This window comes from Amycolatopsis sp. NPDC047767 (assembly GCF_040704195.1).
Taxonomy (GTDB): domain Bacteria; phylum Actinomycetota; class Actinomycetes; order Mycobacteriales; family Pseudonocardiaceae; genus Amycolatopsis.
This window is the reverse complement of the sequence record NZ_JBEYSJ010000024.1, coordinates 19654-35451: the sequence shown is the minus strand read 5'-3', so window position 1 is coordinate 35451 and position 15798 is coordinate 19654. Positions and strand designations below refer to the sequence as shown.

Here is a 15798-nt window from a genome sequence, read left to right as displayed (position 1 = left end):
CTGCGGTTAGGTGTTCGGCATGACCGAGCTGTTCCAGACCATGCCGTTCGCCGAGCGGCTGGGCATCGAGGCACTCTCGCAGGCCCCGGACCTCGTCCGCGCCCGCCTCGCGTGGGACGCCGCCCTGTGCACCCTCGGCGGCACCCTGCACGGCGGCGTCCTCATGTCCCTGGCCGACTCGACGGGCGCGGTGTGCGCGTTCCTCAACCTGCCACCGGGCGCTTCGGGCACCACCACACTGGAGTCGAAGACCAACTTTCTGCGTGGGGTCCGCGCGGGGCACGCGGTCGCGTCATCCCGGCCACTGCACGCGGGCCGCCGCGTGGTCGTCGTGGAAACCGAAATCCACGACGACGAGGGGAAACTGGTCGCGAAGGTGACCCAGACGCAGGCGGTGCTCTAGGCCGCCCACGGGAGCCGGACGGCTTCGAGTTCGGTGTCGTTGAGGAGTGTCCCGATCAGCTCCGGCGAGCCGGCGACCTTGGTGCCCCAGAGATCGTAGTCGGTGCAAAGCACCACGAGTGGTCCGCGGCCCAGAGATTGGACGGGCTGAAACAGGTCTCGGGGTCGTCGTAGAGGACCGCGGCGTCGCCGAGGCGTCCGGTGAGGACCCGGACGGTTTCGTAGTCCTCGAACCGCCGAGTTGCCGGGCCGAAGAAGGCAACGCACGGGGTGTCGGGACCACTGTGTTCGACGAGGAGGCCGATCAGCCGGGTCCAGGTCTCGCGATCCAGGGCACCCTCGGTGGGCGGAATGATGCCGAGGGGCCAGCTGCCCTCCTTCGTGGCCGAGGGGAAGCACCGGAAACAGGGCAGCAGCCCGTCCGGCACGATCGGATCACCGACACGTTCGGCGAGTTCCGCCCAGCGCAGCCGCCGCCGGCCGGGCCCCGGGTGCTCCGAGCGGCCCAGCCCACCGCCCATGGTCACCGAGACGGCGTCGAGGTCGAAGTCGCCGATCATGTGCGGTTCGACGACACCTTCGGCGATCTGCGCCTGGTGGTGTTCGTGGTAGGTGAGGTCCACCGGGCCTCGCTCGTGCTCGTAGAGGGCGTTGAGCACCCAGGCGGCGTCCGGCATCGAGGGCGGCATGAATCCGGTCAGGCCGTCTTCGCCGGAAAGCTCGCGCAGCCAGTCGACGGCGGTGGCCGGCGCGGGTGACCACAGCTCGGTGAACGGGTTCAGCACGCGCTCATCGTCCCAGCGACCACCACCGATTTCGCCGCCTTGCTCTGGTCGGCTCTTTACGAACCCGCCTCGACCGGCGAAAATCTCTCGCTACGACTGGGGTCTCGGGGACGGAGCACGGCATGCGGGTGCGGAGCTTGATCACGCTATTGTCCATCGCCATGGTGACGGCAGGAGCGACGCAGGTCGCCGACGCGGCGCCGGTGCGTCCGGCGAACGACGAGGCGATCAACTACCACGAGTGGTCCGGCGGGGCGTTCGCCGCGGGCCGCCTCGACGGGCTGGGGCTGGGGCGCGACGGGCTGCGCATCACGCGGCCCGCGGGCACCGTCGAGCACTCCGAGCCGGGGCTGGGCACGACGAAGACCTACGAGTACGGCTCGTGGACGTCGCCGCTGTTCCGGCAGGGGTTCGACGCGACGCAGCTCATCGCGTCGTGGAACGCGCTGACGCCGGCGAAGACGTGGCTGGAGGTCGAGGCGAAGGGCCGCACGTCGGCGGGCGTGGAGACGACCTGGTACGTGATGGGCCGCTGGGCCAGCGGCGACGCCGACATCCAGCGCACGAGCGTCGACGGCCAGAGTGACGACAACGCGTCGGTGGACGTCGACACGCTGGCCACGAAGACGGGGGTCACGCTGCGCTCGTACCAGCTGCGCGTGAGCCTCTACCGCGAAGCGGGCACGCGGGTGACCCCGACGGTGTCCACGCTCGGCGCCGTGACCTCGAACGTCCCGGACCGCTTCGACGTGGCGACCACCAAGCCGGGCCGCGCGCGGGGCATCGAGCTGAAGGTGCCGGCGTACGCGCAAAACATCCACAAAGGACAGTTCCCGCAGTACGGTGGCGGCGGCGAGGCCTGGTGCAGCCCGACGTCCACCGAAATGGTCGCCGAGTACTGGGGCAAGAAGCCGACCGCGCAGCAGATGAGCTGGATCCCGTCGGACTACCTCGACCCGTCCGTCGTCTACGCCGCGCGAAACACCTACGACTACGCCTACGACGGCACCGGCAACTGGCCGTTCAACACCGCGTACGCCGCTTCACTCGGCCTGCGCGGTCACATCACGCGCCTGCACGACCTCAACGAGCTCGAGGACTACATCGCCCGCGGCATCCCCGTGATCACCTCGCAGTCGTTCCTCTCCGACGAGCTCGACGGCGCCGGCTACGGCACGTCCGGCCACATCATGGTCGTCGTCGGCTTCACCCAGGCCGGCGACGTGATCGTCAACGACCCAGCCTCCAGCACCGACGCCCGCGTGCGCAACGTGTACAAGCGCGACCAGTTCGAGAAGATCTGGCAGCGCACGAAGCGCTACACGGCGGACGGCAGCGTGGCCGGTGGGCCGGGCGGAGTGGTCTACATCGTGACGCCGGCCTGAGCCGCGCAGACACCGACGGCGGGACCCGGGCGGATCGAACGGCGCAAGCTGCTCAGCTGAAGATCTGCTCCGGTTCCACCACCGTGCACTTCAGGCCGTGCTCGCCCGCGGGCTCGCCGAGGAGCAGGGCGGCCTCGGCCTGGGGGACGTCGGCGACGCGGACCGGGTGGCCGTCGACGAGGAGCGGGTAGCGGACGGCCGACGCGCCGACGTAGGCGTGGACACCCTCGACGCGCGCGCCGTCGGAGGTCTCGACGGAGTAGCCGTCCAGGTGGGCGAGGTGGTAGCGGGTGCCGCGGCCTTCGCAGACGTCGAGGACCGCGCGTTGCTCCGGCGTGACGAACCACAGGAAGTGGTGCTCGGCGCCCGGCAGTGCGGTGAGGGTGGCGGGGCGCTGGTCGTCGACCTTGCGTAGCCCGGAGGCCCACACCGCGGCCAGCCCGGTGCACCGCACACGGACGGCCACGACAGGACCGGTCAGGCCGAGCTCGTCACGCAGCCAGGTGATCTTCGACGGGCACGCGTTGGAGCCGTACGCCAAGACGGGCAGGCGGTCGCGCCAGCCGGCCGGCGCGGACGAAAGGGGATAACCGGCGCCGTCGACGTGGACGAACGACGTACCCGGCCGTGCCCCGGGGTAGGGGACGGCCGGGTAGTCGGCGTCGATGAAAAGCCTCAGAACTCCACCACGCTGCGGAGGACGTCGCCGTGGTGCATGCGCTCGAAGGCCTGCTCCACGTCGCCGACGCCGATGCGCTCGGTCACGAACTTGTCCAGCGGCAGCCGGCCCTGCAGGTACAGGTCGACGAGCATGGGGAAGTCGCGCGAGGGCAGGCAGTCGCCGTACCAGGAGGACTTCAGCGAGCCGCCGCGGCCGAAGAAGTCGATGAGGGGCAGGTCGTTGAGGCGCATGTCCGGCGTCGGCACGCCGACCAGCACGACGGTGCCCGCGAGGTCACGGCCGTAGAACGCCTGCTTCCACGTCTCGGGCCGGCCGACGGCGTCGATGACCACGTCGGGGCCGAACGAGTGCGTGGCGTCCTGCATGGCCGCCACCACCGCGTCCTGGCTGAGGCCCTTGCTGTTCACGGTGTGCGTGGCGCCGAAGCCCTTGGCCCATTCGAGCTTCCGGTCGTCGGTGTCGATGGCGATGATCGTGGTCGCGCCGGCCAGCTGAGCGCCCGCGATGGCCGCGTCGCCCACGCCGCCGCAGCCGATCACGGCCACGGAGTCACCGCGCGTCACCGCGCCGGTGTTGATGGCCGCGCCGAGGCCCGCCATCACGCCGCAGCCGAGCAGGCCCGCCACCGCGGGTTCGGCCCGTTCGTCCACCTTCGTGCACTGTCCACTGTGGACGAGCGTCTTCTCGAGGAACGCCCCGATGCCCAGCGCGGGCGACAGCTTCGTGCCGTCGGTGAGCGTCATCGGCTGCTCGGCGTTGAACGTGGAGAAGCAGTACCACGGCTTGCCGCGCTTGCACGCCCGGCACGTGCCGCAGACGGCGCGCCAGTTGAGGATCACGTAGTCGCCGGGCGCGATGTCCGTGACCCCGGCGCCGACCTTGTCGACCCGGCCCGCGGCCTCGTGGCCGAGCAGGAACGGGAAGTCGTCGTTGATCCCGCCCTCGCGGTAGTGCAGGTCGGTGTGGCAGACCCCGCAGGCCTGCACCGACACGACCGCCTCGCCCGGACCCGGGTCCGGCACCACCACGGTCTCGAGCGCCACCGGCTCGCCCTTCGCGCGGGACACGATCCCCTGGACCTCGTACGGCATGCGCTCATCCTTCCCTGCACCATTGCTTTGCCGGGGCAGCTAATCACGGAACATGCACACGTGGCCATACCACGATGCGTGGGTGTCGCATCTCGGCGACGAAGTGCACGGGATTGTTTTCACTCTCGGCAAACGGGGGTTGTGCTCCAGCCGAGCCGCGGGTCGGGATCGCCCGGACGGTGCGGAACCCCGTCGGCTCGCGGGAAAGCCGCTCGTCCCGTGCCGGGTCCGCCAGGCGGGGGCTCACGGCGACGCCGGCCACGCGAGCTCCATGGCCGGTCGAGCCGGCTCAGCCGAGCAGTTTTCCCGGGTTCAGGATCCCCGTCGGGTCGACCGCGGATTTCGCGGCGCACAGCACGGACAGCCCCAGCGCGCCGATCTCCGGCTCCAGGTAGGGCGCGTGGTCGACGCCCACGGCGTGGTGGTGCGTGATCGTGCCGAGACCGACGATCGCCTCCGAGGCCGCATGCTTGGCGCGCTGCCACTGGCCGACCGGGTCGGTGTCGTCGCGGGAGGTCAGGACGGTGAAGTAGAGAGAGGCGCCGGTCTCGTAGACGTGCGAGACGTGGCACATCACGATGGCGCGGCCGAGCGAGGCGACCAAGGCCGCGCGGACGGCGTCGTGCAGGTCGTCGAGCCGGGACCAGTACGCGGCGGTCTCCAGGGTCTCGACGCACACCCCCAGGTCCATCAACGCGTCACGCTGGCGCGGGCCCGAGAAGCGGCCGTGGCGCCACGACTCGCCGAGCGCCGTGCCGATCCGCACGGCGCCCGCGCGGCGCAGGAACCGTGCCGTGCGGCGCCGGCGGGCCTGGACATCGCGTTCCCAGCCGACGATCAGCAGACACGGGTGCTTCACACCCCGAGCGGCCAGGTACGCCCGCAGTGCGGAAGTCTTCAGGCCGGCGTTCAGCGCGAACGACACCGCCGTCTCGTCCACATCGGACAGACGCGTGACGTCGGCGGTCGCGTGGTTCTGGGCGAGGGCGCGCATGGCCTCGGAACCACGCTCCCAGCCGTCGACCACCCAGCCCTCGTACCGGCGCGAGTCGGGCACCGGCCGCACGCGCAGCGCAACCTCGGTGATCACGCCGAGTGCGCCCTCGCTGCCCACTGCGAGCTGCCGCAGGTCCGGCCCCGCCGCCGACGCGGGCGCGACCCCGAGCCGCCACTCGCCCTGCGGCGTCGCCACGCGGACGCCGGCGACCATGTCCTCGAAGCGGCCGTAGCCCGCCGACGCCTGCCCGGCCGAGCGCGTCGCCGCGAAGCCGCCGATGGTCGCGCGCTCGAACGACTGCGGCACGTGGCCCAGCGTGAACCCGTGCTCACCCAGCAGCCGCTCGGCCTCGGGCCCGCGCACGCCGGCCTGCAGCACGGCGAGGTGCGACTGCTCGTCCACCGACACCAGCGCGTCGAGCCGCACCAGGTCGAGCGCGATCACCGCCGCCTTGTCGCCGCGCAGCGCCGCGACGCCGCCGACCACCGACGTGCCCCCGCCGAACGGCACGACCCCCACGTCGTGGCGCACACAGACCTCGAGCACGGCCTGCACCTGCTCGGGCGAAGCGGGCAGCACCACGGCGTCGGGCGCGGGCACCGAGTCGCCAAGTCGACGGTGCAGCAGGTCCAGATAGGACAGACCACCCGCGCGCTCGAGCCGCGAGCCGGCGTCGACCAGCACGTTCTCCGCACCGACCACGGCCGCGAGGTCCTCGCGGGCCTGGCCGGGAAGGACCGAACCGGTCAGGTTCGGGACGGAATCCGGCTTTCGCCCTCGATCAGCACCCACCGGGCCGATACGCTGGCCGAGCCACCGGACCGCCCGATCGGGCAGCGAGGCGGCGCCAGCGCCGTCGCCGGTCCACGACTGCCGGATGCGGTGGTTTATGAGATCACTCACGACTACAGTGTGACATATGGACGTCAAACGTCACTCCCCACCGGGAGAGACTCCCTCGGCCCTCGCGGGGGCCCGCAGCCGGCAGACTTCGGCGCGCGTTGCCGACGACGTGCTGCTCGACGCCGCGCGCGAGTGCGTGCTCGCGGTCGGCGTCCGGCGCACCACGCTCGCCGAGATCGCGCGCACCGCGCGCGTGAGCCGCATGACCGTGTACCGCCGGTTCCCCGACGTGCGCAGTGTGCTCGCCGCGCTGATGACGCGCGAGTTCAGCGGCCTGCTCAAACACGCCAGCCACGCGGGCGACGACGCGACCAGCACCCGTGAGCGCCTCGTGCTCATCGCGGCGGCCGGCGTCAGCGCTTTGGCGGCCGACCCGCTGTTCCGCACGCTGCTGGACGTCGACCCGGAGCTCGTGCTGCCCTACATCGTGGAGCGGCTCGGGGCCACGCAGATCTTCGCCGAACAGGTGCTGCGCTCGCTGCTGGAGGCCGGGCACCGCGACGGTTCCGTGCGCAAGGCCGAGGTCACCGCGCAGGCGCGCTCGATCCTGCTGGTCGTGCAGTCCTTCGCGTTCTCCCTGCGGCCCGCCACCGCGGACCTCGACGAGCAGGCGTTGCTCGACGAGTTCCGGTACCTCGTCGACGCAGCGCTCAAGCCATGAGTACAGGTTCACTGAACGCACGCCGCCGCGAACGTGAGCTCGACCGGCTCACGAACGGTGAGCGAGTCGACGTCATAGTCGTCGGCGGCGGCGTCACCGGCGCGGGCATCGCGCTCGACGCGGCGGCTCGCGGGCTGTCGGTCGCGCTGATCGAGGCCCACGACCTGGCGTTCGGCACCTCCCGCTGGTCGAGCAAGCTCGTGCACGGCGGCCTGCGCTACCTCGCGAAGGGCGAGTTCGGGCTCGCGCACGAGAGCGCCGTCGAGCGCGGGATCCTGATGACGCGGACCGCGCCGCACCTCACGCGCGCCATGCCGCAGCTGTTCCCCTTGTACCCCAGCACTTCCCGCGCGCAGCAGACCGTGATCGCCACCGGTCTGCGCGCGGGTGACGCGCTGCGGCGGGCCGCGCGCACGCCGTCGTCGGTGCTGCCGCGACCCCGGCAGATCCCGGTGGCCGAGGCCGTCGCGCTGGCCCCGGGCCTCGCGCCCGCCGGCCTGCGCGGTGCCCTGCTCGCCTACGACGGCGCCCTGGTCGACGACGCGCGCCTGGTCGTGAACCTCGCCCGCACGGCCGCACTGCTGGGCGCCCGGATCCTCACGCACCTGGAGGCCGTGTCGCTTTCGGGCACCGGCGTGCGCGTGCGCGAAGGCTCGGCGGAGTACGACCTCCACGCACGCCAGGTCGTCAACGCGACCGGCGTCTGGGCGGGCACGCTCACCGACGCCGTGCGGCTGCGGCCGTCGCGCGGTTCGCACCTGGTCCTCGCCTCGGGCACCGCCTCGGTGGGCGGGACGTCGGTGAACGTCGCCGTGCCCGGGGAAAGCAACCGGTTCGTCTTCCTGCTGCCGCAGGTCGACGCCCGCGTCTACTTGGGACTCACCGACGAGCCCATCGAGGGTGAGATCCCGCCGGTGCCCGAGGTTCCGGAGTCCGATGTGGACTTCCTGCTGTCCGTGGCGTCCTCGGTGCTCGCCCGGCCGCTGACCCGCGCCGACGTGATCGGCTCCTACGCCGGCCTGCGTCCCCTGGTCGCCGGTTCCGCAGGCAGCAGCGCCGACCTCTCGCGCAAACACGCCGTGGTCACCGGCACCGACGGCGTGCTCACCGTGGTCGGCGGCAAGCTCACCACCTACCGCCGCATGGCCGAGGACGCCGTCGACGCGGCACTGGCGCACTCGGGCCTGCACGCCGGTCCGTCGCGCACCGCGCGGCTGCCGTTGCTCGGCGCGGCCCCGCGCGCAAGACTGTCCCTTGTGGACGCCCCGGCCCGCCTGGTCGCCAAGTACGGCACGGAAGCTCCCCGCGTCGCCGCCCTGGGCGAGGTCGACCGGGCGTTCGCCGCTCCGCTTTTCGACGGCACGCAGATCACCGCGGCGGAGGTCGTCTGGGCCGTCCGTCACGAAGGCGCCTTGGACGTCGAAGACGTGCTCGAACGCCGCACCCGCCTGTCGCTCGTGCCCGCCGAGGCCGAGGCCGCCCGCGCCCGCGTGGCGGAGCTCGTGGAGAAGGCCCTGGCCGGACTGTCCTGAACAGCGGGAGAGGGCCCGCGCCGTTCGCTAGAGTTGGCGGCGCGGGACTCACCACTGTCCACACAGGTGCTCGGAGAGGGGGCGGTTTTGCCCGGAGGAGCACTCGAGATCGACGCGATCTCCAAGCGCTACGGCCGCAAGGTCGCCCTCGACGGCGTGACGTTCGACGTGCGGCCGGGTGAGCTGTTCGGCTTCGTCGGCAGCAACGGCGCCGGCAAGACCACCACCATGCGCATCGCGCTCGGTGTGCTCGCCGCCGACTCCGGCCAGGTCCGCTTCGCGGGCGAGCCGGTGACCCACGAAACCCGCACGCGCATCGGGTACATGCCCGAGGAGCGCGGGTTGTACCCGAAGATGAAGGTGCTCGACCAGCTCGTGTTCCTCGCGGAGCTCCACGGCCTGAGCACCAACGACGCCCACCGCGCCACCGAGCTGTGGCTCGCGCGGCTGGGGCTGGGCGAGCGCCGCAAGGACGAGGTGCAGAAGCTCAGCCTCGGCAACCAGCAGCGCGTGCAGCTCGCGGCCGCGCTCGTGCACGATCCCGACGTGCTGGTGCTCGACGAGCCGTTCTCCGGCCTCGACCCGATCGCCGTCGACGTGATGAGCGTGGTGCTGCGCGAGAAGGCGGCCACCGGCGTGCCCGTGGTGTTCTCCAGCCACCAGCTCGACCTGGTCGAGCGCCTGTGCGACCGCGTCGGCATCATCCGCGACGGGCACATGGTCGCCGTCGGCACGGTCGAGGACCTCACACGCGGGGCCGGCAGCCGGCTCGTCGTCACGGCGCCGGGCGCGCGGCCCGACTGGGCGTCGACGGTGCCCGGCGCGCGCGTGGTCGAGTCTTCCGGCGCCACGACGGTGCTGGAGCTGGCTTCGAGCGCCGACGACCAGGCCGTGCTCGCCGCCGCGCTGGCCACCGGGCCGGTCACGGAGTTCAGCCGGCAGCGGCGTTCGCTCACGGAGCTGTTCCGCGACGCCGTCGCCCAGCGGGGCCCGGCGTGAGCCGCATCAGCGCCGCGCGGGCCGTGCGGCTCGTGGCGAAACGCGAGGTCAACACCCGGCTGCGCACCCGCGCGTTCGTGGTCAGCACGGCGGTGTTGTTGCTGCTGCTTGTCGGATATGTGGCGCTGCAGGCGTTTCTCATCGGGTCCGGCACCACGACGAAGGTCGCGCTCACGGGTCAAGCGCAAGGGATTGCCCAGCAGCTGCAGCTCGCCGGCAAGGCCGGTGGGGAGACGATCGAGGTGGTCACTGTCGCGTCCGAAGCGGACGGACTCGCGCAGGTGCGCAGCGGTGACGTCGACGCGCTCGTGTCCGGCAGCGCCTCGCGGCTTCGAGTCACCGTGAAGTCCACTGTGGACCCGACTTTGCAGCACACGCTCGACGGGATCGTGCAGCAGCAAGTGCTCGACGCGCAGCTCTCGGCCGCGCACCTCGACCCGGTCGCGGTGCACCAGGCCGTGTCCGCGGCCCACGTCGACGTGCTGCCGCTGGAGAACCGCGATCCGCGGGCCGGGCAGAAGCTCGTGGTCGGCGTCGTCGTGGCGGTGTTGCTGTACCTGAGCATCATCACCTACGGAATGCTCGTGGCGCAGGGCGTCGTCGAGGAGAAGTCGAGCCGGGTCGTGGAGATCCTGCTGTCCGCTGTGCGGCCGTGGCACCTGTTGCTGGGCAAGGTGATCGGGCTCGGGCTCGTCGGGCTGGCGCAGCTCGGGATCCTCGCCGTGGTCGGGCTCCTCGCCGCGCTGGGCACCGGCGTGCTGGGGTCGATCTCGGGCATCGCCGTCGGCGCCGTGGTGTGGGGTGTCGTCTGGTACCTGCTCGGTTTCCTGCTCTACGCCATGATCTACGGCGCGGCCGGCTCGCTCGTCTCGCGCCAGGAGGACACGCAGTCGGTGGTGGCGCCGGTGAACATCGCGCTGGTCATCGGATTCGTCGCGGGCATCAACCTCCTCACGCAGTCGCCCGACGGCGCGGCGACCAAGATCCTCTCGCTCATCCCGCTGCTGTCACCGGTGCTGATGCCGGCGCGCATCGCCACGGGTTCGGCCGCGCCGTGGGAGATCGTGCTGTCGCTGGTGCTGACCGCGGCACTGATCGCGCTCGTGACGTGGGTCGGGGCGCGGATCTACCGCAACGGCGTGCTGCGAGTCGGCAGCCGGGTGAAGCTTCTCCAAGCTCTGCGGGGCTGACCCTTAGGTAGCCGAGCCCGGGTTTCTCCCCGATGGCAGGTCGTTCGCAAGTCGAAAGACTCGCTGTCATGAAGAGAAACCCGCTGATCCGCATCGCCGCGGCCGCGAGCGCCGCCCTCCTGCTCACCGCCGCCGTGACCCCCGCCGCGCTCGCCGAGCCCACGTCGTACTCGGGCTCCGCTGTGCCCTCGAAGAACACGCTGCCGCCGATGAACCCGGCCTCGCTGGCGGGCGCCATCGCGGGCCTGCCCAACGCCCAGGCCACCGGCGCGCTCGTGCAGGTCCGCGGCTCGGCCGGTGCGTGGAGCGGCGTGTCCGGGACAGCCGACCTGACCACCGGGGCACCCGTCCCGGCGAACGCGCACTTCCGCATCGGCAGCATCACCAAGACGTTCACCGCCGTCGTCGTGCTCCAGCTCGCGGCCGAGCACCGCCTCGACCTCGACGCGCCGGTGCAGCGCTACCTGCCGGGCCTGCTGCCCGCGAACTACCCGCGGATCACCGTCGCGCAGCTGCTCAACCACACCAGCGGCCTGCCCGGCGTCGACCTGCCCGAGGATCCACAGTGGATCGTCGACCACCGCTACACCGTTTTCACCCCGCAGCAGGTGCTGGCCACGGCGTTCCAGCACGACCTGGTGTTCGCACCCGGCACGAGCCAGCAGTACACGAACACCAACTACCTCGTCGCCGGGCTGCTGATCGAGAAGCTCACCCACCGGTCGTACGGCGACGAGGTGCGCGACCGCGTCCTGCGCCCGCTCGGCCTGCGCGACACGTCCGTGCCCGGCAACGACCCGAACCTGCCCGCGCCGTACGCCCACGGCTACCAGGTCGTGAACGGGCAGCTCGTGGACCTGACCCGCATGAACCAGTCGATCCCGTGGGCCGCGGGCGAGATGATCTCCACCACCGCCGACCTCGACAAGTTCCTGGTCGCCCTCTTCCAGGGCCGGCTCGTGCCGAAACCGGTGCTGCAGCGCATGTTCACGGTGCCGAACGTGAGCACCTTCGGCACCGACGACCCCGCGATCTACAGCCAGGGCCTGATGACCTCGACCGTCAACGGCGTCACCGTGTGGGGCAAGACCGGCAGCCGCTACGGCTACACCAACGGCATCTGGGCCACCCGCGACCTGCAGCGCCGTGCGGTCTACTCGATCAACACCACGGACAAGGACTTCGACGGCCAGCCCGAGATCGTGCAGAAGCTCGCGCTCGCCATCGGCGGTCTCTGAGGCCACGGACGGCCCGGCCCCGGGGGTTCGGGCCGTCCACTCAGGACCCGGTGATCGCTCCGTATCGTTGCAACGCGACCTGGCGTTCGTGCGCGTGATCCACCAACGGCGCCGGATAACCCGACGGCCGCTCCTTGAGCTTGTGCACCGCTTTCCCCGCCACGTCACGGAGTTCCGGCACATAACGGCGCACGTAGTCGCCGTCCGGATCGAACTTCTCCCCCTGCGTGGTCGGGTTGAAGACACGGAAGTAGGGCGCGGCATCGGTACCCGAGCCCGCGACCCACTGCCAGTTCAGCTGGTTGGAGGCGAGGTCACCGTCCACGAGGTGCCGCATGAAATGCCGGGCGCCCCACCACCACGGCAGGTGCAGGTCCTTCACGAGGAAACTCGCCACGACCATCCGGACGCGGTTGTGCATCCAGCCTTCCGCGAGGAGCTGACGCATGCCGGCGTCGACGATCGGGTAGCCGGTGCGGCCGGCGCACCACGCATCGAACGCGGCCGAATCGGAGTCGTGGTCCATGCGGTCGAAACGCGAGTCGTAGTTCTCCCGGGCGGTTTCCGGCCGGTGCCACAGAACGTCCGCGTGGAACTCGCGCCAGCACAGCTCCGAGCGCAACGCCTGGGCGCCGTCGCTGGAGTCACCCGACAAGTCGGCGAGCATCGTGCGCGGGTGGATGGCACCCCAGCGCAGGTACGGCGACATTCGCGTGGTGCCGGCCCGGTCGGGACGGTCGCGGTCGGTGGCGTAGGACCGCACACCCGAGTCCAGGAAATCGTGCCAAGCCGAGAGTGCCGCCGTTTCACCCGGCGCAGGCAACGCCATGTCGCCGAGGTCCGGAAGCGCGGGGAGCTTCCGCGACCCGGAAGGCGAAATCCAGTCCACAAGGGACGCACCCGTGTCCGCCGGCCGCCGCCAGCCGTGTCGCGTCCACGCGCGGTGGAACGGCGTGAACACCCGGTACGGATCGCCGTCCGGTTTGGTCACCCGCCCCGGCGCCACCGCGTACGGCGACCCGGTGACGACCCACGAAATGTCGTGCTCTGCCAAGGCTTTCGCCACGGCGTCATCACGACGGCGGCCATACGGCCCGAAGTCGGCGCTCACGTGCACCGCCGACGCGTCCACCGACCGCGCCACCCGCACGACTTCGGTCACCGGATCGCCGTGGACCACCATCAGCCGGCCGTCCAGTGCGGCGTCCAGCGATTCCAGACACCCCAACAGAAACGCCCGCCGCGGCGCGCCCGAAGGCTTCAGCAGCTTCTCGTCGAGCACGTACAACGCCAGCACCGGCTCGCCGGCCTCCGCGGCCGCCAGCAGCGCCGCGTGGTCGCCGAGCCGCAGGTCTCGCCGGAACCACAGCACGCTCGTCATACCCACCAACGCTAAACGCCCCGCCGTGCGGCTGCACGGCGGGGCGTTCAGAACAATTCAGAGCGGGAACTCAGCGCTCCGAGATCGACTTGTAGTCGCGCGACGCGTGACCGGTGTAGATCTGGCGCGGGCGCCCGATCTTGGTCTGCGGGTCGTTGATCATCTCGCGCCAGTGCGCGATCCAGCCGGGGAGCCGGCCGAGCGCGAACAGCACGGTGAAGAACTTCGTCGGGAACCCGAGCGCCCGGTAGATCAGGCCGGTGTAGAAGTCCACGTTCGGGTACAGCTTGCGCTCGACGAAGTAGTCGTCGGAAAGCGCCGTCTCCTCGAGCTTCTTGGCGATGTCGAGCAGCTGGTCGCCGCCCGCGATCTTGCCGAGGATCTCGTCGGCGGTGTTCTTGATGATCTTCGCGCGCGGGTCGTAGTTCTTGTAGACCCGGTGCCCGAAGCCCATGAGCTTGACACCCTTTTCCTTGTTCTTCACGCGGTTCACGAACGAGGCGACGTCGCCGCCCTCGTCGCGAATGCCCTCGAGCATGTCGAGAACGGCCGCGTTGGCACCGCCGTGGAGCGGGCCGAACAGGGCGTTGATGCCCGCCGAGATGCTGGCGAACAGGTTCGCCTCCGACGAGCCGACCAGACGCACCGTCGACGTCGAGCAGTTCTGCTCGTGGTCGGCGTGCAGGATGAACAGCAGGTCGAGCGCCTTGGCGACGGCCGGGTCCACCTCGTACGGCTCCGCGGGGAAGCCGAAGGTCATCCGCAGGAAGTTCTCCACCAGGCCCAGCGAGTTGTCCGGGTACAGCAGCGGCTGGCCCACGGACTTCTTGTACGCGTAGGCAGCCAGGGTCGGCACCTTCGCGAGCAGGCGGATGGTGGACAGCTCCACGTTGGGCTCGTCGAACGGGTTCAGCGAGTCCTGGTAGAAGGTCGACAGCGCCGAGACCGCGCTCGACAGCACGGGCATCGGGTGCGCGTCGCGCGGGAAGCCCGAGAAGAAGGCCTTCAGGTCTTCGTGCAGCAGCGTGTGCCGCTGGATCTTCTCGGTGAAGTCGGCGAGCTGGGCCTCGGTGGGCAGCTCACCGTAGATGAGCAGGTAGGACACCTCGATGAAGCTGGACTTCTCGGCGAGCTGCTCGATCGGGTATCCGCGGTAGCGCAGGATGCCCGCATCACCGTCGATGTAGGTGATGGCCGACGACGCGGCACCGGTGTTCACGAACCCGGGGTCGTAAGTGATGTACCCCGTCTGCGCGAGCAGCTTCCCCAGCTCGATCCCGGGTGCGCCCTCCACCGGCTGGACGACCTTGAATTCGTGCTCGCCACTCGGCAGGCGCAGCGTCGCGGTTTCGCCGCCGGACTGCCCCGCATTCGTCGCGTCGGACATGCAGGTCCCTCTCACGTTGGCACGGGCCGGCGGCGCCTGTACGTTCCACAGGTAGCCACGTGTTCACGCGAGGAAACACGCGCCTCGCTGCACACCGCCCCGCTGGGGTATGAATTCCCCCCTACGCTAGTCGAAATAAGGGTGTGCGCGCAGCCGCTGCGTTGCCCTCAATAGCCCCTTTGGGACCAGGTTCACACGGTGGAAGCCATTTCCCGCGCCGTCGGCGGCTCCGCGCCGCTGCGCGAGACGGTGATCGAGGCCGCTTTCGCGGCGTAGCCGAGCGCCTCGCGCCACGCGTCGGCGTCGAGTGCGGCCAGGTCACGGACCTCGCGGGTGTGCAACCACGCCAGCAACGCACCCTGAACGGTGTCGCCTGCCCCGATCGTGTCGACCACCGGTACCCGCCGCGAAGGCACGTGGGCCAGCTCACCTGCGGCGGTGATCACGGACAGGCCTTCGGCGCCGCGGGTCAGGACAACCGCGTCCACACCGGACTCGACCCAGGTCTTCGCGGCCGCCACCGGATCGGCGCCTTCCGTGAGCCACGCCGCATCGTCGTCGGAGATCTTCAGCAACCGGACATCGGGAAGCCACGACGCGAACCGTGCGCGGTAGGCGGCCGGGTCGGCGATGAGCGCCTCGCGGATGTTCGGGTCGAGCGCGGTGAGCGTGCCGCGTGCGGCCTCGCGGCGCAGCATCGCTTCATAGGCGCTGGCGCCGGGCTCCAGCACCAGGCCGAGCGTGCCGAGCGAAAGGGCGGTGGCGTCGTCGGGCAGCGTGCCCGGGTCGCGCACGAGCCGGTCGGCTGTGCCCTCGACGTAGAAGGTGTAACGAGCGGCACCCGTTTGGTCCAGTGCCACCACGGCGAGCGTGGTCGGCTCGTCGCCGCGCTGCAGCAGCGAGGTGTCCACGCCGGAGTCGACGAGCCGGTCGACGAGCGCGACGCCGAAGCGGTCGGTGGACACGCGGGACAGGAACGACGAAGGCACCCCGAGCCGCGCAGCGGCCAGCGCGACGTTGTAGGGCCCGCCACCCAGCCGGGGCAGCAGGGCGCGCAGCCCACCGTCCACATTGGAGTCCAACGGTTCACCCGGAACGAGGTCGACCAGCGCCTCTCCACCCACCACGATCACGAGCGCGAGTGTAGAGGACCTGTTCTTGACAA

14 protein-coding genes are annotated in these 15798 nt (G+C 70.8%); 7 read left to right on the top strand and 7 right to left on the bottom strand.

The annotated features are described in order from the left end of the window. Window positions 1–19: 19 nt before the first annotated feature. Window positions 20–403: a PaaI family thioesterase gene (locus AB0878_RS33735; protein ID WP_366584255.1), complete on the top strand. Its 384-nt coding sequence runs from the start codon at window positions 20–22 to the stop codon at window positions 401–403. Window positions 404–458: 55 nt separating this feature from the next. Here AB0878_RS33735 and AB0878_RS33730 read toward each other — a convergent pair whose 3' ends face one another. Continuing rightward, on the bottom strand, window positions 459–1187 hold the full coding sequence (locus AB0878_RS33730; RefSeq protein ID WP_366584254.1) for a hypothetical protein: 729 nt from the start codon (window positions 1185–1187) through the stop codon (window positions 459–461). A 122-nt stretch (window positions 1188–1309) separates the two neighbouring features. Between AB0878_RS33730 and AB0878_RS33725 the strand changes: the two genes are divergently transcribed. Then, complete coding sequence (locus AB0878_RS33725) at window positions 1310–2572, top strand: peptidase C39 family protein (RefSeq protein WP_366584253.1); 1263 nt, start codon at window positions 1310–1312, stop codon at window positions 2570–2572. A gap of 52 nt (window positions 2573–2624) precedes the next feature. On the opposite strand, the gene AB0878_RS33720 is transcribed toward AB0878_RS33725, so the two are convergent. The 3 genes from AB0878_RS33720 to AB0878_RS33710 all read right to left on the bottom strand — a co-directional run bounded on the left by AB0878_RS33720 (window position 2625) and on the right by AB0878_RS33710 (window position 6245). Continuing rightward, window positions 2625–3239 carry a gamma-glutamylcyclotransferase gene (locus AB0878_RS33720; RefSeq protein ID WP_366584352.1) on the bottom strand — a complete coding sequence of 205 codons (615 nt, stop codon included), beginning with the start codon at window positions 3237–3239 and terminating at the stop codon, window positions 2625–2627. Window positions 3240–3247: 8 nt separating this feature from the next. Next, window positions 3248–4345 carry an S-(hydroxymethyl)mycothiol dehydrogenase gene (locus tag AB0878_RS33715; protein WP_285972164.1) on the bottom strand — a complete coding sequence of 366 codons (1098 nt, stop codon included), beginning with the start codon at window positions 4343–4345 and terminating at the stop codon, window positions 3248–3250. A 289-nt stretch (window positions 4346–4634) separates the two neighbouring features. Further along, window positions 4635–6245, bottom strand: a complete 1611-nt coding sequence (locus AB0878_RS33710; RefSeq protein ID WP_366584252.1) for an FAD-binding oxidoreductase — start codon at window positions 6243–6245, stop codon at window positions 4635–4637. A 16-nt stretch (window positions 6246–6261) separates the two neighbouring features. On the opposite strand from AB0878_RS33710, the gene AB0878_RS33705 reads away from it, so the two are divergent. The 5 genes from AB0878_RS33705 (at window position 6262) to AB0878_RS33685 (ending at window position 11865) form a co-directional block, all read left to right on the top strand. Further along, on the top strand, window positions 6262–6906 hold the full coding sequence (locus AB0878_RS33705) for a TetR/AcrR family transcriptional regulator (protein ID WP_366584251.1): 645 nt from the start codon (window positions 6262–6264) through the stop codon (window positions 6904–6906). Next, the gene (locus tag AB0878_RS33700; RefSeq protein ID WP_366584250.1) at window positions 6903–8438 is read left to right on the top strand and encodes a glycerol-3-phosphate dehydrogenase/oxidase; all 1536 of its coding nucleotides are present in this window, start codon (window positions 6903–6905) and stop codon (window positions 8436–8438) included. Before AB0878_RS33705 ends, AB0878_RS33700 begins: the two co-directional genes overlap by 4 nt. A gap of 87 nt (window positions 8439–8525) precedes the next feature. Then, window positions 8526–9437 carry an ATP-binding cassette domain-containing protein gene (locus AB0878_RS33695; protein WP_366584249.1) on the top strand — a complete coding sequence of 304 codons (912 nt, stop codon included), beginning with the start codon at window positions 8526–8528 and terminating at the stop codon, window positions 9435–9437. Then, window positions 9434–10627, top strand: a complete 1194-nt coding sequence (locus AB0878_RS33690; protein ID WP_366584248.1) for an ABC transporter permease — start codon at window positions 9434–9436, stop codon at window positions 10625–10627. Before AB0878_RS33695 ends, AB0878_RS33690 begins: the two co-directional genes overlap by 4 nt. A 68-nt stretch (window positions 10628–10695) precedes the next feature. Then, window positions 10696–11865, top strand: a complete 1170-nt coding sequence (locus tag AB0878_RS33685) for a serine hydrolase domain-containing protein (protein WP_366584247.1) — start codon at window positions 10696–10698, stop codon at window positions 11863–11865. A gap of 40 nt (window positions 11866–11905) precedes the next feature. Here the strand turns inward: AB0878_RS33685 and AB0878_RS33680 are convergent, their stop codons facing one another. From AB0878_RS33680 to AB0878_RS33670, 3 genes are all read right to left on the bottom strand, one after another. Then, complete coding sequence (locus tag AB0878_RS33680) at window positions 11906–13246, bottom strand: deoxyribodipyrimidine photo-lyase (RefSeq protein WP_366584246.1); 1341 nt, start codon at window positions 13244–13246, stop codon at window positions 11906–11908. Between the two features lie 70 nt (window positions 13247–13316). Continuing rightward, window positions 13317–14633 (bottom strand): citrate synthase, encoded by a 1317-nt coding sequence (locus tag AB0878_RS33675; RefSeq protein ID WP_364180397.1) that lies wholly within the window; start codon window positions 14631–14633, stop codon window positions 13317–13319. Between the two features lie 191 nt (window positions 14634–14824). Beyond that, window positions 14825–15766, bottom strand: coding sequence for a carbohydrate kinase (locus tag AB0878_RS33670; RefSeq protein ID WP_366584245.1), 942 nt, complete (start codon window positions 15764–15766; stop codon window positions 14825–14827). Window positions 15767–15798 lie beyond the last annotated feature (32 nt).